At 60.8% G+C, this 18,816-nt stretch carries 15 protein-coding genes; 8 read left to right on the forward strand and 7 right to left on the reverse strand.

Annotation, left to right across the window (positions count from 1 at the left end; genetic code table 11):
* Positions 1 to 199: 199 nt before the first annotated feature.
* Positions 200 to 1,651, reverse strand: coding sequence for an aryl-sulfate sulfotransferase (locus Q0K07_RS04435; protein ID WP_294557002.1), 1,452 nt, complete (start codon positions 1,649 to 1,651; stop codon positions 200 to 202).
* A gap of 631 nt (positions 1,652 to 2,282) precedes the next feature.
* On the opposite strand from Q0K07_RS04435, the gene Q0K07_RS04440 reads away from it, so the two are divergent.
* The 3 genes from Q0K07_RS04440 to Q0K07_RS04450 all read left to right on the forward strand — a co-directional run bounded on the left by Q0K07_RS04440 (position 2,283) and on the right by Q0K07_RS04450 (position 6,947).
* Positions 2,283 to 3,557 carry an N-acetylmuramoyl-L-alanine amidase gene (locus Q0K07_RS04440; RefSeq protein WP_294557004.1) on the forward strand — a complete coding sequence of 425 codons (1,275 nt, stop codon included), beginning with the start codon at positions 2,283 to 2,285 and terminating at the stop codon, positions 3,555 to 3,557.
* Positions 3,558 to 4,414: 857 nt separating this feature from the next.
* Positions 4,415 to 5,383 (forward strand): ABC transporter substrate-binding protein, encoded by a 969-nt coding sequence (locus tag Q0K07_RS04445; RefSeq protein WP_294557006.1) that lies wholly within the window; start codon positions 4,415 to 4,417, stop codon positions 5,381 to 5,383.
* 7 nt (positions 5,384 to 5,390) lie between these two features.
* The gene (locus Q0K07_RS04450) at positions 5,391 to 6,947 is read left to right on the forward strand and encodes a GGDEF domain-containing protein (RefSeq protein WP_294557008.1); all 1,557 of its coding nucleotides are present in this window, start codon (positions 5,391 to 5,393) and stop codon (positions 6,945 to 6,947) included.
* 952 nt (positions 6,948 to 7,899) lie between these two features.
* On the opposite strand, the gene Q0K07_RS04455 is transcribed toward Q0K07_RS04450, so the two are convergent.
* The 5 genes from Q0K07_RS04455 to tolQ all read right to left on the reverse strand — a co-directional run bounded on the left by Q0K07_RS04455 (position 7,900) and on the right by tolQ (position 13,471).
* Positions 7,900 to 10,446, reverse strand: coding sequence for a mechanosensitive ion channel domain-containing protein (locus Q0K07_RS04455; protein WP_294557010.1), 2,547 nt, complete (start codon positions 10,444 to 10,446; stop codon positions 7,900 to 7,902).
* A 22-nt stretch (positions 10,447 to 10,468) separates the two neighbouring features.
* Positions 10,469 to 11,161 (reverse strand): TonB family protein, encoded by a 693-nt coding sequence (locus Q0K07_RS04460; protein WP_294557012.1) that lies wholly within the window; start codon positions 11,159 to 11,161, stop codon positions 10,469 to 10,471.
* 148 nt (positions 11,162 to 11,309) lie between these two features.
* Positions 11,310 to 12,317 (reverse strand): cell envelope integrity protein TolA, encoded by a 1,008-nt coding sequence (tolA, locus tag Q0K07_RS04465; RefSeq protein ID WP_294557015.1) that lies wholly within the window; start codon positions 12,315 to 12,317, stop codon positions 11,310 to 11,312.
* A 17-nt stretch (positions 12,318 to 12,334) separates the two neighbouring features.
* The gene (gene tolR, locus Q0K07_RS04470; RefSeq protein WP_294557018.1) at positions 12,335 to 12,778 is read right to left on the reverse strand and encodes a protein TolR; all 444 of its coding nucleotides are present in this window, start codon (positions 12,776 to 12,778) and stop codon (positions 12,335 to 12,337) included.
* A 9-nt stretch (positions 12,779 to 12,787) separates the two neighbouring features.
* Complete coding sequence (gene tolQ / locus Q0K07_RS04475; protein ID WP_294557021.1) at positions 12,788 to 13,471, reverse strand: protein TolQ; 684 nt, start codon at positions 13,469 to 13,471, stop codon at positions 12,788 to 12,790.
* Positions 13,472 to 13,652: 181 nt separating this feature from the next.
* On the opposite strand from tolQ, the gene Q0K07_RS04480 reads away from it, so the two are divergent.
* Positions 13,653 to 14,984, forward strand: coding sequence for a TolC family protein (locus Q0K07_RS04480; protein WP_294557024.1), 1,332 nt, complete (start codon positions 13,653 to 13,655; stop codon positions 14,982 to 14,984).
* Between the two features lie 127 nt (positions 14,985 to 15,111).
* Here Q0K07_RS04480 and Q0K07_RS04485 read toward each other — a convergent pair whose 3' ends face one another.
* Positions 15,112 to 15,348 (reverse strand): helix-turn-helix transcriptional regulator, encoded by a 237-nt coding sequence (locus tag Q0K07_RS04485; protein ID WP_294557026.1) that lies wholly within the window; start codon positions 15,346 to 15,348, stop codon positions 15,112 to 15,114.
* Positions 15,349 to 15,492: 144 nt separating this feature from the next.
* Here Q0K07_RS04485 and Q0K07_RS04490 point away from each other — a divergent pair, with 144 nt between their 5' ends.
* Genes Q0K07_RS04490 through Q0K07_RS04505 form a run of 4 tightly spaced genes read left to right on the forward strand, consistent with a single transcriptional unit; the run spans position 15,493 to position 18,648 of the window.
* Entirely contained in the window at positions 15,493 to 15,807 is a 315-nt protein-coding gene (locus Q0K07_RS04490; RefSeq protein ID WP_294557029.1) for a hypothetical protein, read from the forward strand.
* 2 nt (positions 15,808 to 15,809) lie between these two features.
* On the forward strand, positions 15,810 to 17,255 hold the full coding sequence (gene hxsB / locus Q0K07_RS04495; protein WP_294557031.1) for a His-Xaa-Ser system radical SAM maturase HxsB: 1,446 nt from the start codon (positions 15,810 to 15,812) through the stop codon (positions 17,253 to 17,255).
* Positions 17,249 to 18,394 carry a His-Xaa-Ser system radical SAM maturase HxsC gene (hxsC, locus tag Q0K07_RS04500; protein ID WP_294557034.1) on the forward strand — a complete coding sequence of 382 codons (1,146 nt, stop codon included), beginning with the start codon at positions 17,249 to 17,251 and terminating at the stop codon, positions 18,392 to 18,394. The genes hxsB and hxsC overlap by 7 nt, the downstream gene beginning before the upstream one ends.
* Positions 18,391 to 18,648, forward strand: coding sequence for a hypothetical protein (locus tag Q0K07_RS04505; protein ID WP_294557037.1), 258 nt, complete (start codon positions 18,391 to 18,393; stop codon positions 18,646 to 18,648). The genes hxsC and Q0K07_RS04505 overlap by 4 nt, the downstream gene beginning before the upstream one ends.
* The last annotated feature ends 168 nt before the right edge of the window (positions 18,649 to 18,816 follow it).

An 18,816-nucleotide genomic window follows, 5' to 3' on the forward strand; every position in this document is an offset into this window, starting at 1 on the left:
AAAGGCGGCGGAAGCCCGGGGAAAAGGGGGGGCGGAAGCGTGAAGGCGCAAGGCCCTTTTCTGCCTTGCCGGGCCTTCAGCTGTACGCGGACAGGCGCAGGGGGGAGGAGGGGAACGCCAGCCGCGGGCAAAAAGAAAGGCCGCTCCTTTCGGAGCGGCCGGGGGGGGGGAAGGCGGCCGCAGGGCCGCCCTTCAGGGTTTACTTCCTGGGCTGGTCGTAGTCATAGCCCTTCAGATCGGTGGTAGGAGCGTTTTCCACCTTGGGAGGACGTCCGCCGTTGGGGGAAGCCTTGTATTCAAGCAGACTCTTCCAGTCGGGGCAGGAAGGCGCAAGCTTGCGGATGGGCTTCAGGTCGCGGCCCTTGAGCTGGGGAGAATCGGCCGCATAGCGGAAGGCGCGGTGAATCTGCGTCCAGGGGTTGTTGTCCTTCTTCACGCAGTAGGGTTCGTCTCCGGACATGGGGTTCAGAAATTCCCACACCACTTCGCCTTCGGGGGTGACTTCAAACACATGGCCGTTGTTGGTGGCCGTGATCTGCCAGTTGCCGTTGGGCAGCTTCTGCGCGGCGCTCTGGTAGTCGGAATAGAAGCTGTTGGGATCCTGGGTCTTGAACGACCATACGATCTTGCCGCCGTTGAAGGTGCCGTCGCGTTCTATTTCATAGGCGGCGCTGTGGTTGCCGCTGGGGCGCATGGTGCCGTTGTCGAAGATGCTCAGGTTGCCGTTGGGCAGCCAGTTGCAGTCGTGGGAGCCGAAAAGAATCTGGTCGCCGTTGCGGGCGTAGCCCTGTTCCTTGGTGCCCGCGCCGTAGGCGTAGGGGTTGCCCCAGCGCCAGACCATTTTCTTGGTCTTTCTGTCGATGATGTACATTTCACCCCAGTCGCGGGAGTTCACCAGATACTGGTCCGTCTTGGGGTTGTAGCGCACGGAGTTCCAGTGCGTCCAGTCCGGGCCGGCAAAGTAGGCGGGCATGTAGCCGAAGGGAAGATGATAGTTGGGGTCCCACTGGTCCTTGGCCGTGCCGATGTGATCCTTCACATGGAATTCCCACACGATCTTGCCGCTGGGGTCCACTTCGATGATGGCGTCGGGCCATACGCCTTCGAGCACCTTGCCGTCGGGGTACTTGAAGCCGTCCTTATAGATGGTGGGGTCCTTGGGGTCGCGGCCCTTGGCGATCATTTCATCCCAGTTCATCTTTTCCCAGATGAGCATGGCGGTGTTGCCGTTGGGCAGGCGGTCGAAGCCGTGATGGGCCACCTTGTTCTCGTCGCGGATGGTGTATTCCCACACCACGTTGCCGTCCCAGTCGTATTCACGCAGGGTTCCGTGCCAGCCGCCGAAGGTCACCGGGGAACCGGGGCCCTGTTCGGCGCGCAGCAGGTGGCCGTTGGGCAGAAGCTCGGCCATGAAGGCCTGACGGCCGTGGTTCCATTCGTGCACCACATTGCCTTCGAGGTCGATGAGGTAGGTCTTGGTGCCGCCCAGATGGTTGGTGTAGAGCACATAGCCGCCGTAGGACTTCTCTTTCTGATAGTGAAGAACGCCCAGAGGGCCGCAGATGGCCTCATAGGCCTGAGAAGGGGCGGGGGCGGTGCAGAGCCCCGTGACAAGGGCGGCTCCGGCCAGGAAGGCAACGAGTTTACGCATAGCATTCTCCTCCAGTGTTGAATGTGCGTAGAAAGAGTTAGCTCATTTTTTCACAATTTAAAGCAAAAAGTCAACAATAATTAAAGTAAAACCTATTTAAATGGGGAAACTTTTGTCGAATTCACAGAAAATTCACCCTTTTCCGGCAGTCCCGGGCATAGGCGCGCCTTTTTCCGCACGGCTTCCGCGAAAAGCCGCACAAGGCGGGAAGGCCTGCGGCACAGGGGGTAAGGCCCGCACAGGGGCGGGAAAAGGGGCTTTTGGGGGAAGGGCAGCGCCGTCCGTCAGGGATCTTGTTCCTGAACGGTGCATGCTCCTGCCGCGGCAGGCCTTGCGGGCGCAGGTCACCGGCCCTTTTTCACGGGCAGGCCGCCGGGCGGAAGGGCGGAGAAGCCTTCTGCGCCGGGGCTTCGGGGCGCGCAGGCCGCCTGCGGCCATGCTTTTTGTTACAAAGGCAGTTTTTCCATTGACAGGAGAAGGGGGTGTGCTGAACAATGAAAAAAATTTTCGTTACTTCCTTCAGCAGCTTTCCTCTGGGATGTGAACGCTCCCTCCGGGGAGTGTCTGTCCTCACGGCTCTGCCCGCCGGAGGTGGAATCAGTCGGCGGATGGGCCGGATGCGGATTGAAACATGCCTCAGAAACATAACCTTTTCACCCTGATCTTCCTTGCGCTCCTTCTTTTTTTCTGCCTGCCCGCAGAGTCTTTTGCCGCCAATCCGCCTGACTACGAAAGAGCCAAGGCGCAGCTTGCCCGCCTGAAGGAGTCCCGGCCCGGGGCCAATTCCTGGCAGGCCTGCGCCGATGCCTTCCGCAAGGTGTACGACAACAACCCCAAGTGGAATCTGCGCGTGGCGGCGCTGTTCCGCTGCGGCGTGGCGCTGGAGGAAAAGGCGAAGGTCACCAAGTCGGCGGTGGATGCCAGAAAGGCCGCCTCCGTGTATGAGCAGGCGGCCAGGAAGTTCCCTGCAAGCGCCCTTGCCGACGACGCGCTCTTCCGCGCCGCCGTGGTGTACAACGAGCTTCTGAAGGATCAGAAAAAGGCCATCGTGCACCTTGAGCACATCGCCCGCCGCTATTCCCGGGCGGATCACGCCAAAATAGCGGCGGAATACCGCGAGAAGATGGACGGGGGCAAGGCTTCCTCCTCCGGCCGGAAGACGAAGAGTGAAAAAGCCTCGAACATCAAAAGGCCGGACCGCACGGGTTCGCACATGCTGGCCGCCCAGCTCGGGCTTTCGGTGCGGACCATCATCATCGACCCGGGGCACGGCGGCCGCGACCCGGGGGCCATGCACAACGGCGTGGTGGAACGCGACGTGAACCTCGACGTGGCCCAGCGCCTGAAGAAGATTCTGGAAAAACTGGGCTACAAGGTGTACCTCACGCGAAGCGGCAACAAGGGCATATCCCTGGCGGACCGCGTGAACTTCAGCCGGCGCAACAAGGGCGATCTTTTCGTGTCCATCCATGTGAACGCCTCGGAAAACACCTCCATCCGGGGCCTGGAAACCTATATTCTCGATTTTGCCCGCTCAAGTTCGGCAAGCCGTCTGGCCATGGTGGAAAACGCCGACAGCGGCCGCCTCGGGGACATGGACAAAATCCTCACCGAAATACTCACGGGCGCGCGCACCAGCGAATCGCGCCGCCTTGCCGAACGCATACAGCAGAACACCCTGAGCTATCTGAAGAAGAACGGCGCCTCCACCCGCGACGGCGGGGTGAAGGGCGCGCCCTTCTTCGTGCTGGTGGGTTCCTCCATGCCCAGCGTGCTGGTGGAAATAGGCTACTGCACCAACAAGAGCGAGGCCGCGCGCCTGAAAAGCAGCAAGCACCGGCAGAGGGTGGCGCAGGGCCTGGCCAACGGCATACACGCCTATGCCCGGAGCCTTCTGCAGAAATAGGAAACCGCAGGGACAGTATGGCAACGCCCTGCCGGGGCACAGGGCAGAGCGCATCCCTGAAAGACGCGCCTTTTCCCCGCGAGGCGGGCAATGCCCCATGGTTTTTCCCGGTATGAGCGGGCTGCTTTCCCCGATGTTTTCTGTGTGCGGAGGCGTCGGCATGGTCTGCGCGGCAGGGAAACGGCTTCGGCCATGCAGCATCGCGCCGGAAAGGCGGCAGGTTCCGGCAGAGGGCGTTTTTCCGCGCGGGAAGGCTCTGTATGCTTCCGGGGGACGGCCTTTTCTGAGCGCCGGAGGCGGAAGCGTCCCCGGCCTGTTTTTCCGTCCTGCGCGCCCTGCGGCTTTCCAGAGCACGGAATACGAGAAACGCTGCTTCCTGCGTGGCGGAGGCTCCCCCGCATGAGCGGGCTGCTTTCCCCGATGTTTCTCGCGCGGTAAAGGGGGCCCGGCCTGCCGGGAGAAGGGCCTTGTACGGGCGGAATGCGGCCGGGCTGAGGGGAGTTTTCCCGGCGGGAAAGAAGCGTCGCACATGCGTTTTGGCCGGTATTTCCGCCATGATGCCGTCTTGACAAGTCGTTCGGTCAAGGGGAAGATATGCCATCTTTCCGGGCCCGGAAAGGGGCGCATGATGGCGCTCCGGGCCGTGCGCCCGGCGGAGGTGGGGGAACAGGCCATGGCGTTCATGCGCCTTTTGCCGTGTTCTGCCGGATTTCCGGCGCCTTCCGAAAAGAAAGCGGGGAGACCGGGCGTTCATCCGGGCGCTTCGGCCGCAGTCGGTGCCTGTCTGCAGAACGGGGCATTTTGCCGCCGCTGCAGGGCGCCGAAGGCAGTAAGAATGTGGTCCGTGGAGGAGAATCATGTTTCGCATTGCGGAGATGATTCGCGTCGTTGCGGCAGTCGTGCTGATGCTTGCCTTTTCCCTTTGCGATACGGCGGCCCGGGCGGAAACTGCGGATATGCCGGCGCAGAGCAGGGAGCTTCAGCAGCATGCCGCTTCGGAGCCGGGAAATGCGGATCACATGGTTCTCACCAGAGAGATGCAGCAGGGCTTTGTTTTTGATCCGGAAAATGCGGAGAACAAGGCACTGACCCGGGAACTTCAGCAGCGTTTTTTTTCCGCGCCGGAACCTGAGGACCGCCCTGCGCTGAGGGTGGGCGTGGAGCGTGACTATCCTCCGTTTTCCATGCAGGATGCGCAGGGAAACACCTCCGGTTTCGATTTCGACATTGCCAATGCCATCTGCAGAACCATGAAACGCGAATGCGTCATTGTTCCCATGGCCTTTCATGATATTCTCAGCTCGCTGGAACAGGGGAGCCTGGATCTGGCCGTGGCCGGACTGGCGGTCAAGGCCGACAGAAAGCGCTACATGAATTTCAGCGACAGCTACTACCATTCCCGTTCCCTGTACATCACCGGAAACGGCGTGTCTGTGACCAGGGAATGGATGCAGGGAAAAAGACTCGGCACGCAGAAGGGCACCGCACAGAACGCGCTGGCCGAAAAAATGTGGAAGGGCGTGGCCGAGCTTTACACCTATGCCGATCATCCGGCCATGCTCAACGCGCTGAAGTCCGGGGAAGTGGATGTCGTCATCATCGACGGACTGGCGGCGTACGATTTTCTTCTGAGCAGGGAAGGTTCGGCCTACACCATGCAAGCCCTGCCGCTGGAGCTGGACAGCCCGACGAACAAGGCGTGCATAGGCGTGCGCAAGGACGACGAGCAGCTGCTCAGGGATGTGAATGCAAGCCTTAAGATCATAAGGCTCAGCGGCGAATACAGCCGCATTGCGCGCAAGTATTTCCCCTTCAGCATCTATTGAGCGTACCATGGCCGGAAAATATCGCAGAGTAAGCCTGCACAGGGTCGTATTTCTGACCTTTCTGGTCCTCGTGCTTTCCCTCGCGGGCTCGTTTCTGTATGTGTACAGTACGTTCCATCATATAGAAAACATTTCCGAACTGACGAAGGACAGGTATCTTCCCCAGCTTATCGACAAGCAGCGGATACTCGTCAATATCGAAACGATGCGTCAGCAGCTGGAGCTCATCTACACGTCCGACAGGCCGGATGTGCTGCGGAAGGCCCGTGTCGTTGCGCAGGCGCTCATTGCGGAAGCCGTTTTTGAACAGAGCAGCGAGTTTCATGAGAAGGTGCTGCATCTCAAGCCCGATATCATGCGTCTTCTGGATCTGAAGGAAAAGATTGTTCAGGTCGAAGACGAGCTGCACGAGACGGCACTTCAGCTGGAAAGGACGCTGGGGCGGCTTTCGCTGCGCACGGGGCGGCAGTTCGGGTCCCTGTCCTTCCAGGCGCACGGGCGCATGCCTTCCGACGACGGTTCGGAAGGCGATATGCAGGCATCCGATCTTGATGACATTGCCGGAGTCGACGGCATCTGCAAGGGCAATGCCGCCCGGAAACCCGACTGCATGGCCCTGGAGGAAGGGCGGGAGGCTGTGAGGGCGTACAGGCAGAGCCTCCGCGAGCTGGACGAGCAGGCGTTCGTCATCAAGGAACGCCTGAGGGACGGCCTGCATTCCCTGTTGGATTATGCGGTGACCCGGGAAGTGCTGAAGATAGCTTCGGACATGTCGAAGGTCGAGGACACGGCTTCCCGTGTCCGCATGCGCTTTTTTCTGCTGGGATGCATCGTTTCCGGCCTGCTTCTGGGCATCTGCGTGCTGATCCGCTTCCATATTCTGAATCCTCTGCTCAGCATGGTGGATTTTCTGCGTGACCTGCGGAAGGGCAGAAAACCGGGAGAGCTTTCTCCGGTGCGGATCCGGGAAATGCAGCAGATCATGGACATGCTGCCGGTGCTGCAGAGCGCCATGGAGCGGCTCAACATGCGCACCAGCCTGCTCATGGAGGAGCGCGACGAATACGCCCGCCTTTCCCTGCGGGATGCGCTGACCGGACTCGGCAACCGCTGGGCGCTGGAGGAGAGGAAAAAGGCCGACATATCCGGGCTTCCTCTGGCGGTCATCATGTTTGATATCGACTTCTTCAAGAAGTACAACGACGCCTTCGGGCATCTGGAAGGGGACAACTGTCTCCGTCAGGTGGCGTCCATCGCCAGGGGAAGCCTGCACAGGCATTCCGACGCGGTGTTCCGCTACGGCGGGGAAGAGTTTGTGGTGCTTATTCCCGGCGCGGACTCTGCGGCGGCGCAGATTGTGGCGGAAAGGCTCCGTGAGGGCGTGCGTCAGGCGGGCATAGCCCACCCCGGCGTGCCGGGAGGCATGCTGAGCGTGAGCGTGGGCGTGGCCTGCCGCGGTCTGGGCGAGGCCACAAGCTTTGATACGCTGGTGGATCAGGCGGATCAGGCGCTTTACACCTCCAAGCGGAACGGGCGCGACAGGGTGACGGTTTTTTCCGAATGAGCGCGGGCCTTCCCGCATACCGTTTTCGTTATCTCATGCGCAGGGCCTGCGCCCCTCTCTTCCTGCCCACGTTTCCCGCGTCCCCTTTTCCGTGGGGTGCGTTTTCTGCAGGGCTTCCCTTCCGGTAAGCGGGAACTCCCCCTTGCGGCTCCTTCATAAAGCTCTTTCTCCGGCAACGGAGCGCGTCGCGGCATGTTCCTGCGCCTTTATGGGCCTTTCAGGCTATGCCTGCACGGCAGAGTGCCGCAGAAGCAGGGGCCTGTGCCCTCGCTGTTTCCGCGTTGTTTCTGTGTTGTGCCGTCTCCGGCCGCTTTCGGGCATGGTGAGGCCGTGTTTTTTTGCAGGGCGGGAAGGTCTGCGCCCCTCTCTTCCTGCCCACGTTTCCCGCGTCTCCTTTTCCGTGGGGAGGGCGTTTTCTGCAGGGCTTCCCTTCCGGTAAGCGGGAAATCCCCCTTGCGGCCCCTTCATAAAGCTCTTTCTCCGGCAACGGAGCGCGTCGCGGCATGTTCCTGCGCTTTTATGGGCCTTTCAGGCTATGCCTGCACGGCAGAGTGCCGCAGAAGCAGGGGCCTGTGCCCCTCTCTTCCTGCCCACGTTTCCCGCGTCTCCTTTTCCGTGGGGAGGGCGTTTTCTGCAGGGCTTCCCTTCCGGTAAGCGGGAAATCCCCCTTGCGGCCCCTTATAAAGCTCTTTCTCCGGCAACGGAGCGCGTCGCGGCATGTTCCTGCGCCTTTATGGGCCTCAGGCTATGCCTGCACGGCAGAGTGCCGCAGAAGCAGGGGCCTGTGCCCTCACGGGGCTGTTTCCGCGTTGTTTCTGTGTTGTGCCGTCTCCGGCCGCTTTCGGGCATGGTGAGGCCGTGCGCTCCGACAGCAAGGGGCCTGCGCGAAGCGCTTTTTCCGGGATTCCGGCAGAAAAAAGCCCCCGTCCTTTTCCGGGCGGGGGCTTTTTTCTTATGCGCCGGCCTTGTTATCGGCGGGCATGGTGTTTTCCGGGTTTTCTCCGGGCTCTTCCTTTCTGAGTCCGGGGATGGGGGGAACGGCGCCCTCCTCATCGGTCTTCAGGTGCACGTCGAGCTGCGGGAAGGATATTTCTATGCCTTCCGCCGTGAAGGCTTCGTTGACCTTCACGCGGATGTCGGAGGTGACGACCGTGCTGTCGTTGTACTCACGCACCCAGAAGCGCAGGACGAGATCCAGGGAACTTGCGCCGAAGTTCATGAAGAACGCCGTAGGTTCGGGGTAGAAGAGCACCTTCGGATGTTCTCTGGCGGTTTTCAGCATGAGGTCGAGGCAGTGGCGCACGTCGGAACCGTAGGCCACGCCCACGGCAATTTCCTTGCGCACGCGGCGGTTGTTGTGCGTCCAGTTGGTGAAGGTGCTGTTCAGGAAGCTGGAATTGGGAATGAAGATGATGGCGTTGTCGAAGGTTTCCACCATGGTGGAGCGGATGTTGATCTTCTTCACCACGCCGGTGATGCCGCCCACTTCCACCACGTCGCCCTCGCGTATGGTCTGGCCGAAGATGACGGAAATGCCGCTGGTAAAGTTCTGCACCATGTTCTGGAGACCGATACCGATACCCACGGAAAGGCCGCCGGCGATCATGGAGAGGCTGGAGAGATTGAAGCCCAGGGCCTTCAGGGCGTAGAGGCCGAACAAGGCCCAGAGCAGGCATTTGTAGATGGCCTGTATGGGGGCGAGCAGGGAAACGGAGATGCGCGATATCTGCGTCTGCATGCCGGCCATGAAGGTGTTGCCCACGGCGAGCAGGGCACGGGTGAGGTAGAACGCAATGAAGATGCTGAGTATCTGCATGGCGTTCAGGGAGACGTTGCCGATGTTGAAGCCCAGGGTGGCCATGTTCTGGAGCAGGAAGTAGCCGCCGGGGTAGGCCAGTATCCACACCACGGCCGCCATGACGGCGATGAGCAGCACCACGGGCATGACGAGGGCCATGGCGAGGCTGGCCATGACGGCGATGGTGCCTTCCTTGGGCAGATACGATTCAATGAGGTGTTCCACCTTGAAGATGGACACGCAGAGCATGATGGTCACCGTGACGGAGGTGAAGCACATGCTGATGAGAATGGAAAGGCGCGAGAAGCCGAGAAGGCTGATGACAAGGGTGATCCACAGCTGCACGGTATAGAGCCGCATGATGGCGCGCGGCAGGGGCTGGGCCGGCAGGGGCAGGCGGCGCGTCTTCCACAGGTCCACGGTCTGCACCACGACCCACACCACGCAGATGAACAGGGGGAACGGGTCGAAGTTGAGCAGCACCATACCTATGAGCAGGGGCGGGAACATGGGCCAGAGCGGGGAAAGGCGCGGCCTTTCCGGGTTCTCGAACTCATAGAGGTCCCAGGCAAGCAGCATCTGGCCCCAGCACAGGCACATGGTGCCGAGGGTGGCGACCATCTGATACATTCTGCCGTCGCCCCAGGCGGAAAGGTGAATGGAAATGCCGAGGGCTATCCATATGGCGCTGTTGCGCATGACGCGCCGCACCCCGCCCAGCATGGTTTCCGGCAGGCGGCGGCTTGCGGTGCGGGTGAAGGCAAGGCCGAGCAGCGCGAAGAACAGCAGCGAGGTGCCTATGCGCACGAACACCGTGACGAGGGCGTCCATGGAGCTGGGCAGTTCCGTGGTGATGCGGAGCGAATACAGCTCACGCAGGGAACCCAGATTGCGGAAGTCCTTGCTCAGGGCCACCACGTCGTAGATGTGGCCGGAAGACTGGAAGTAGTAGCTGTTCCAGAGCGAGGGCATTTCCTTCATGATGGCCGTGATGCGGCCCTGCACCGATTCAATCAGCTCCAGAGCGGGGGCGATGATGGTGTCGTAGTTCTTCTGAAGCCTTGTGATGTTCTTGTCGGCTTCCTTCAGGCGGGAGGAAATCTTGCTGTCCACGTCGCTCTGACCGGAAAGGGACTTGTCGAGCAGGGCAAGGGCCTGCTTTTCCTTTTCCAGCTCTTCCTTGGTGTTCATGAGGGGCTTTATGAGCGACTGGGTGCGGTCCTTGATGCGGTGCAGCCTTTCCGCAAGCACCGTAAGGTCGGAGGGCATGCTGCCCTGCACCTGCGAGAGGGCGTCGAGCTTCTGAAATTCCTCTTCCAGCTGGGCAATGCTCTGCTTGGTGCTGGAGGAAAGTTCGGAAAGGCCGTCCTTCAGCGTCTGCGAATGCTCGATGATGCCCGCAAGCTGGGCGTTGTGGGAGGCGAGCAGCGCTTCCCAGGCTTCCTGTACGCTTTTGGCCGCTTCCGCGGCACGGGCCTCTTCTTCCTTCTTGGCGCGGGCGGCGGCCTGCGCCTCGCTTTCGGCGCGGGCCTTGGCCGCGGCCTCGGCCTGCTCCTTGGCGTCGGGCAGGGGAGCGTTCTGCTCCTGCGCTTCCTCTTTCGCCTCCTCGGCGAGAGCCGTCCCGGTCAGAGAAGGCTGGGCAAGGCAGAGAAGGCAGACGAGGGCTGCGAAAAACAGCGGGAAAAAGCGTGAACTGCGCATGGAATTCCTCGTGGGCTGTGGCTCAGCGGGCGCTGAGAGTGAAGGAAAGGGAAACGCTCTGTTCCATGTGGGCCGGGGGCGGGGTGATGGCGCCCGGGCTCTGCACCGCCGCCATGACGGCCGCATCCACCTGCGCGTTGCCGGAAGGAGCGGTGATGCGGCAGTCCTTGACCGAACCGTCGGCCCATACGTCTATGCGTACCACGGTTGTCCATGAGCCGGAAAGCCCCTGAGGCATGATGATGCGCGGCGCGATGGACTGGCGCAGCATTTCGGCATAGCTCGGGGCGCGCTCCACACTCCCTTCCGCCTTTCCTCCGGTGTAGGACACGCCGAGAGAGACCACGGCCTGGGCGCCGAAGGGCGCGTAAGGGTAGGGCGCGGCGTTCTGGGCGGCGGCGCAGAGGGCCGCGTCGGCCGCAGGGGTGACGGAATTCTTGCGTATGGCGCAGCCGGCAAGGGAACCGGAAGGATCAATGGTCAGTTCCAGCACGGCCGTGCCGCGCGCGCCCATGGGTTCCTGCCAGACCTGAAGGATCTGGGCGAGCACCTGGGTGGAATAGCCGCCTATGGTGTCTGCCGTGAAGGTGGCGCCCGCCGAGGGCGCGGGGGTGAGAAGAAGGGCGATGAGCGCGGCGGGCCCCATGCCCCTGAAGAGCGGGGAAAGGCGTTTTCCCGGGAACAAGCGCGAAACGGAGGGCGATGACGTGTTCATAAGACTCCCGATCAGGCCCCGGCGGAACCGGAACCGGCGTGCGAAGAAAGCGGAAAGGCCGCTTTTCCTGAACGTTCAGGAAAAGACAGCCCGGAATGTTTCTGCGAAAAAGCGCAGACCCCGGAGGGTCCGCGCTTTCCCTGATATGTCAGCGTCCCATCATCTGCAGGGAATTGAAGCTGATGACGAGATCCTGCTGCGCCGGTGTGGGCGGCGGGGGCAGGGTTTTGGTGCGTATGATGGCGTTCACGGCCGAAGCGTCGAATTCCGGCCTGCCGGAGGAGCGTTCGATGTGGCAGTCGAGCACGCGGCCCTGCTTGTCGAGCTTGATGCGTACCTGCACCACGATGTTGTTGCGTGAGTAGGTGGGCATGCTCCAGTTGGGCTGCACGGCAAGGATGACCTGCGCGGCGTACACGTCGTAGATGCCGCCGCCGCCCGGGCCGTCGCCTTCGCCGCCGCCACCGCCCACGCCCGTGCGGCCCACCTGCTTTTCCAGGTCGGCCAGAGCGCGGGAAGCGGACGTGCCGCCGCCCTTGCCCGAGCTGTTGGAGCGCGCCTGCTTGCGCACATCGGCCAGAGCGTCGGCCAGGGCGTCCTTGCCGCTGTCGCTGCTCTTGGAAGCCTTGCTGTCCTTTTTGGAAGAGGCCTTGGCATCCGTCTTCTTTTCGGTCTTGGGCTCAGGCTTTTTTTCCGCCTTGGGTTCGGGCTTCTTCTCGGGCTTGGGGTCCGGTTTTTTCTCCGGCTTGGGCTCGGGTTTCTTTTCAGGCCTGGGTTCGGGCTTCTGGGGAATCTGCACCGGGTCCTTCTGAGGCTCGGGTTTGGGTTCCGGCTTCGGCTCCGGCCTGGGTTCGGGCTTGGATTCGTGCCGGACTTCCACGGCGGGTGCCGGGGCTTCATCGGGAGCCGGGGCGGGCGCGGGTTCCGCCTTGGGCCTGGGCGCGGATTCGGTGGACACCACCTGCTTGCCCGTCACGGGGGCACGCGCGCCCAGCACGGGAGAGGGCAGGTTTTCACCGCCCGGCGCACCCATCACGAGGCTGACCTGATACACCGGCCGCGTGATGTCCAGCGGGGGACGCAGCGGCACATAGAGTATGAAGGCCAGAACCGCCAGATGCAGCAGTATGGATAGGAAAAGACTGCTTATTCGCATGGGATTACATATTCCGCCTAGCGGCGGCCCTTCTGGGCGCTGCCGGACTGCGCGGGGGCAGCGGTTTCCGTGCTGGGCATGGCCACCACGCCCAGTTTTTCAATACCGGCGGCCTTGATGCGTCCCATGACGTCCACCACGGTGCCGTAGGGCACGCCCTTGTCGGCCTGGAGGAACAGGGCGCGGTCTTTTTCCTTCACAATGGCGGCGAGACGTTCTTCCAGCTCTTCCAGCTGCACTTCATAGGTGTCGAGGAAGAGCGTGCCGTCTTCACGCACGGTGAGCACGAGATGTTCGGAATCCGTGGGCAGGGTATCCACCTGCTTGGCCTGGGGAAGGTCCACGTCCAGACCGGAATCCATCATGGGCGCCGTAACCATGAAGATGATGAGCAGAACCATCATGACGTCCACGAAGGGCGTCACGTTGATTTCCGAGACAAAGCCTTTTTTTCTGGCCATGGCGCCGACCTACCTGTCGTTGCCGCGGGAGCGGTGCACGTTGACTTCGCGCTGCACGCGGTTCAGGAAAATGCCCGCGAAGTTGATGAGGCGGGTTTCGATGCTGTCGAGCTTGCCGAGAAACATGTTGTAGGCAATGGTGGCGGGCACGGCCACGGCAAGGCCGATGGCGGTGGCGATGAGGGCTTCGGAAATACCGGGGGCCACGGTGGCCAGGGATGCGGACTTCATCTGGCCGATGGCGTGGAAGGAGGTCATGATGCCCCACACCGTACCGAACAGACCGATGAAGGGGGCGGTGTTGGCGGCAGTGGCCAGGATGGAGAGGTTCTTGTGCAGGCGGTCGATTTCCAGACCCACGCCCTGATTCAGGGCGCGGCGCACGGTTTCCACCACCACGCCTTCGTCGGCGCCGGCTTCCTTGCCGTTGTTGAACTCACGCACGCCGTGCTGAGCCACGCCGTAGAGCGGGGAGGAAGGATCGCCGCCGAGGCTCTGCACGGCCTGGCGCAGATCCGCCGCGTCGGTGAAACGGGAAATGCCCGCCGTGGCCTTGCGTTCGGCCGCGGAAAGGATGACCATCTTGCTGATGATGACGGTCCAGCTCAGAATGGAGAGCGCAATAAGAATGATCATGATGATCTGTGCGATGAGGCTTGCGCTGGCGAAGACGGAAAAAATGTTGTAATCCATGGGTGCTCCGAATATCCGATGAGATTGCCGGCAAACATGCCCGCCGGCGCGGAAGAGGGCCGCCTTGTTCATAATCTTGAGCGGCCCTGCATGCAACGAAAAATTGCTCCGTGACCCCGGCGGGGAGTGACATACGGCCGCCTTTGAGCTAGACAGGGAAGGTACCTTGAAGGAGTTTCCCATGTTCTGGCGTTCTGTGTGCTGCGCGGCTTTCGTCTCTATACTGTTTTTGTCTCCGTCCGTCAAAGCCGGGGAAAGCTATTCCATGGAGGGGGCGGTGATGCGCGCCCTTGAGCACAACCCCGATGTGGAGAACGCCCGGTTCACGGTGCAGGCCGCGGAATCCGCGCGCAAGGCGGCGCGGAGCGCCTTCGGCCCGGAACTCGGAGTTTCCTACAGCTATTCCCGCTACAACAAGGACCGCCCCTCCCGCTACGAACCCAACGTGACCACCATGACGGTGACGGCCTCCCAGCCGCTGTTCACGGGCTTCAACCTTCTGAACAGCTATCAGAAGGCGGCGCTGGAAGAGGAGCGGCAGGCCCTGCAGCTGGAATCCCAGCGCCTTTCCGTGACGGCCGCCGTGCAGGAGGCCTTTGTCACCTATCTCAAGGCCATTGAGAGCATACGCAGTACCGAACGTTCCCTTGAGCGGGCGAAAATGCAGCTCAACATGGCCAAGACCGCGTGGAACATCGGTCTGCGCCCGAGGCTCGACGTGCTGCAGGCCGAAACCGACCTTGCCCAGACCGAGGCCCTGCTCATCCAGTATGAAAACGAGCGCGACGTGTGGCTCACGAGGCTGAACACGCTGCTCGACCTTCCGCCGGACGCTCCCACCAACTATGAGGGGGCTCTGGATCTTCTGCCCTTCCGCCGTTCGCTGGAAGCCTGCCTTCAGCAGGCCATGGACCACAGGCCCGACCTTCTCATGGCGAAAAAATCGGTGGAAATAGCCCTGAAGGATCTCGGCATCACCAAAAGTCAGTTCTGGCCGCAGGTTTCGGCCATACTCGGCTGGTCCACCACGGGCAGCCATCTGGACGCGGCGGGCAGCCGCTACACGCAGAAGGATTATGCCTACGGGGAACTGGGGCTTTCCGTGGACTGGACGCTCTTTTCCAGCGGAAGGCGCATGTACCTCACCCAGCAGGCGAAAAGGCAGGTTTCCGCGCTGGAGGCGGCGGTGCGCTCCTCGGTCAACAACTGCGCCTATGCCGTGCGCTCCAGCCTGCTTTCCACCCAGGACGCCTACCGCGCCGTGCAGGTGGCCCGGCGGGCCGTGGCCAGCGCCCGGGAATCCTATGCCGACGCCAAAATGCGCTACGAGCTGCAGTCCGGCTCCTACCTCGATCTGCTCACCGCCCAGTCGGCCCTTTCCGAGGCGGAACTTGCGGAAATCTCCACCCGCGCCGACTGCCTCATCGCCCTGTCGCAGCTTTATGAAACCATGGGTGAACTGCATCCCGATCTGACGGAACCGGCCGGAACCGGCGGGAAAAAGGCTTCGTAGGCGCACCTTTCCGAAGGCGTGCGGAAGCCTGCATCGTCCCTGCGTTTTTTGTAAACATACGCCCCGGCGCGTTCCCGTGCCGGGGCGTTCGTGTCTGCGGGCCGGGAGGGGGGGCCGGACGGACTTTTCAGATGCTGCGCCGGATTCTTTCTTCCATATCCTCCATGATGCAGGCAGGACGCACGTCGAGAGCTTCGGCGATGCGGAAGAACATTTCCAGATTGGGATATTTGTGCCCGCTTTCCAGCATGCTGACGTAGGGTGCGGCAACGCCGAGCCTTTCACTCAGTTCTTCCTGCGTGAGGTGTTTTTCCAGGCGTATCCGGCGGAGCACCGGGCCGAAGGCATCCGATTTTTTCTTCATATCCTTCTGCTAGCCCATTGTGTTCAAAAAAAAAATTAACCTATAGCTTAGAAAAATAAGCAATAGGTTAATAAATCATGTGCGGCGCGACGCATTCTGCCGATCCGTCCTGCTGCGGAATCTACACCGGAAGGAGCTCCATGCATGGAAATGCCGTTTGCCGTGAGTGAAGACGGGCGTCTGGGCTTTGTGTACGCGGACAAGGTGTTCTTCAACCGCGAATGCGTGTTGACGGTAGCCGATATCTACGCGGAAACATACTATGTTTCCGTTGTGCCCCATCAGGAGGACAAGGTGCGGATCACTCTCTGCGACAAGCACGGCGCCCGCATGCAGGAAAGCACGCTGAGGAGCTTCATGAATGATCTTGTGGATTGTCAGGTACGGCTGGATCTGCAGAAGGAATTCGGCGATCTCCGAAAACGGATTGTCGAGTATGCGTTTTCTCCGGTGAGTTAGGTATGTCCGGGTATACGCTTCTTCCCTTCCGTTTCCGCCGTACGGATCAGCACGACGTGCTCATGGTGAACGAATGCGGCGATTTTCTGTTTCTGCCGGAGCAGGTCTTCGAGCGTTTCCTGCGTCATGAACTGCCGGAGGATGACGGACATTTTTTCAGGCTGAAGTCGCATCTGTTCTGCGCCGGAGAGGATATCGAGGTTGCCCTGCACAAGACGGCGGCAAGGTATCGCACGCGGAAATCCTTTCTCCGGGAGTTCACCTCGCTGCACATGCTGGTGGTCACCCTGCGTTGCAATCAGCGCTGTTCTTACTGTCAGGTATCCTGTGCCGGAAAGGATGCCTCCTTGTACGACATGGACGTGGAAACGGCCTTGAAGGCGGTGGACATGATTTTTCAGTCGCCGACGAAGCACCCCAAGCTTGAGTTTCAGGGGGGCGAGCCTCTTCTTCACTGGGAAGTCGTCACAGCCACGGTCGCCTATGCGGAAAAGCTGGCCCGGCGTCTGGAGAAAAAGGTTTCCTTCGTGCTGTGCACCAACCTCACGGCGGCAACGCGGGAACAGCTTGAATTCTGCCGTGAACACAACGTGGCCGTTTCCACCTCGCTGGACGGGGATGCCGCTGTTCATGACGCATGCCGTAAAGACAGGCTGGGCCGGGGAACGTACCGTGTTTTTCTGGAGAAACTGGCACTTGCCCGGGATATCCTGGGCAGGGACAGGGTGGGCGCGCTGATGACGACCACCGCCTTTTCTCTGGATCATCTCAGGGACGTGACGGATGAATACCTGCGCCTGGGCATGGACGGAATATTTCTCCGCTCCCTCAATCCCTACGGCTTTGCGGCAGAAGAGGCGGCGACACTCGGCTATTCCATGGAACGCTTTGTGGAAAAGTATCTGGAAGCTCTCCGCTATATCATGGAACTCAACAGGAAGGTGTTTTTCCCTGAGTATTTTGCCACGCTTCTTTTCTCGCGCATACTGTCTCCCTTTGCCACGGGCTTTGTCGATCTTCAGTCGCCTGCGGGCGCGGGTATAAGCGGGGCCATCTACGATTTCGACGGTTCGGTTTTTCCTTCGGATGAGGCGCGCATGCTTGCCCGAATGGGGGATCGTCACTTCTGCCTGGGAAACGTGAAGACCGACGACTACAGGGAGATATTCGTCACACGCCTGAAGAAGCTGACCTTTGTATCCTGCCTTGAAACAACGTTTCCCTGTGCCTATTGCGTGTATCAGGCCTATTGCGGAACAGACCCCGTACGCAATTATCTGGAGACAGGAAACGAGCAGCGGAACATGACGCATGCGCCCTTCTGCATCAAGCACAAGGGCATACTGACGGGGCTTTTCGACATGCTCCGTCATGCCGACGATACAACCAGGGACATCATCTGGAGCTGGATAACCGGAAACGCGGAGCTGGTGAACAGGTCATGTTGACACTCAAAGGCAGAGCTTCTGAAGCTTTTTCCTCGTTTGTGGGAGAAGTGACCTTTGCAGGAAGGCCCTTTTATGCACGGAGCCGGGCTGTTCTTGTCTGCGAGGAGCTGACGCATGCGGCCATGGGCTACAAGGGATGCATTACTTCCGGAGGGCGGGGATCATGGTTTCATCCGCATCATATCTACGGGGTGGAGCAGCCCGGGCTGCTCCACGAAGGCGACATTGTCGCCATGGACGGAACGGGCACCATAGAGGTGCTGTGGGAGGAGGGCTCTTCCCAGAACTGCCTGTTCCTCACGGAAAACTGCAACTGCCGCTGCGTCATGTGCCCTCAGCCTCCGGCGCAGAGCGATCCGGCGCGTTTTTTAAGGCAGGCGGAGGAAGTGCTTGAACTGATACGCGGCAGAAGCATTTCGGACTGCTGCATCACGGGCGGGGAACCGACGCTTGCCGGGAAAGCCTTTTTCGACATTCTCAGGCGAAGCGCCCGGGAGCACCCGGAAGCCCTGATCAGCGTTCTGACCAACGGACGGCTTTTTTCCGACCGAGCCTTTGTGCGCAGGCTGGCGGGCATTCCTGCGGAAAACGTTCTTTTCTGCGTTTCCCTGCATTCCGAACTCGACGCCGTCCACGATGCGATGGCGGGGGTGAGGGGAAGCTGTGCACAGACGCAGCAGGGCATATACAACCTTGCCGGGTACGGCTTCTTTGTGGAGATACGAACGGTGATATCGCAGTACAACTGCAGGTATCTTGCGGAATTTGCGGAACATCTGGGCAATTACTTCCCGTTCTGCGCCCATGTGGCCTTCATGGGACTGGAACTGCACGGCCATGCGGAGACGAACAGGGATCGGGTGGAGGTTTCCCCGGAAGCATACGCCCCCTGTGTGAAGGATGCCGTGCTCACGCTTGTACGCAGGGGAATTCCCGTTTCCCTGTACAATATTCCGCTTTGCCTGTGCCCTGCGGAAGTGCGCGGGTACGCCCGCCGTTCCATTTCCGACTGGAAGAACATCTATCTTCCCCGCTGCCGCTCCTGCGCGCTCAGGGAGGAGTGCTGCGGCTTTTTCAGCACCTCTTCGGCTCTTCCCGAAACCTTCATCAAACCTTTCACATCAGGGGGACATGTATGAGAACATGTGTATACAGACTGTTTATGCTGGCGGGGCTGATTCTTGCCCTGTTCGGTGTTTCTTCCGGCAGGGCGGAAGCGGCGCTGCCCCGCGAAGACGCCGTGACGCACGATCTGCAGGAACGTCCGCTGGTCTTTTCCGATGTCATGCCCGACAGCCGGAGCGTGCTGTCGGCGTATCATTACAGTCACAGAAGTCACGCCAGTCATTACAGCCATTCCAGCCACAGAAGCCACTATTCGAGCAGGTGGTAGGCCGTCCGGAGCGGGCCTTTGTGCACAAAAAAGCCGCGTTTTCCGGAGAAAGCGCGGCTTTTTTTGTTTATGAGGTGCAGGCTTACAGGGAAGCCTTGTAGGCGTCGGCGGACATGAGGGCGTCCACGGCGGCCATGTCTTCGGGCTTCACTTTGATGAGCCAGCCCT

It is taken from the genome of uncultured Mailhella sp. (assembly GCF_944324615.1).
Lineage (GTDB): Bacteria > Desulfobacterota > Desulfovibrionia > Desulfovibrionales > Desulfovibrionaceae > Mailhella.

Bases quoted from the DNA above. Each gene is read 5' to 3' on its own strand.
- Q0K07_RS04455 (WP_294557010.1), bottom strand. From the start codon at position 10,446: ATGCGCAGTTCACGCTTTTTCCCGCTGTTTTTCGCAGCCCTCGTCTGC.
- Q0K07_RS04480 (WP_294557024.1), top strand. From the start codon at position 13,653: ATGTTCTGGCGTTCTGTGTGCTGCGCGGCTTTCGTCTCTATACTGTTT.
- Q0K07_RS04450 (WP_294557008.1), top strand. From the start codon at position 5,391: ATGGCCGGAAAATATCGCAGAGTAAGCCTGCACAGGGTCGTATTTCTG.
- hxsC (WP_294557034.1), top strand. From the start codon at position 17,249: ATGTTGACACTCAAAGGCAGAGCTTCTGAAGCTTTTTCCTCGTTTGTG.
- tolA (WP_294557015.1), bottom strand. From the start codon at position 12,317: ATGCGAATAAGCAGTCTTTTCCTATCCATACTGCTGCATCTGGCGGTT.
- Q0K07_RS04445 (WP_294557006.1), top strand. From the start codon at position 4,415: ATGTTTCGCATTGCGGAGATGATTCGCGTCGTTGCGGCAGTCGTGCTG.
- tolQ (WP_294557021.1), bottom strand. From the start codon at position 13,471: ATGGATTACAACATTTTTTCCGTCTTCGCCAGCGCAAGCCTCATCGCA.
- tolR (WP_294557018.1), bottom strand. From the start codon at position 12,778: ATGGCCAGAAAAAAAGGCTTTGTCTCGGAAATCAACGTGACGCCCTTC.
- Q0K07_RS04460 (WP_294557012.1), bottom strand. From the start codon at position 11,161: ATGAACACGTCATCGCCCTCCGTTTCGCGCTTGTTCCCGGGAAAACGC.
- Q0K07_RS04485 (WP_294557026.1), bottom strand. From the start codon at position 15,348: ATGAAGAAAAAATCGGATGCCTTCGGCCCGGTGCTCCGCCGGATACGC.
- Q0K07_RS04490 (WP_294557029.1), top strand. From the start codon at position 15,493: ATGGAAATGCCGTTTGCCGTGAGTGAAGACGGGCGTCTGGGCTTTGTG.
- Q0K07_RS04505 (WP_294557037.1), top strand. From the start codon at position 18,391: ATGAGAACATGTGTATACAGACTGTTTATGCTGGCGGGGCTGATTCTT.
- hxsB (WP_294557031.1), top strand. From the start codon at position 15,810: ATGTCCGGGTATACGCTTCTTCCCTTCCGTTTCCGCCGTACGGATCAG.
- Q0K07_RS04440 (WP_294557004.1), top strand. From the start codon at position 2,283: ATGCCTCAGAAACATAACCTTTTCACCCTGATCTTCCTTGCGCTCCTT.
- Q0K07_RS04435 (WP_294557002.1), bottom strand. From the start codon at position 1,651: ATGCGTAAACTCGTTGCCTTCCTGGCCGGAGCCGCCCTTGTCACGGGG.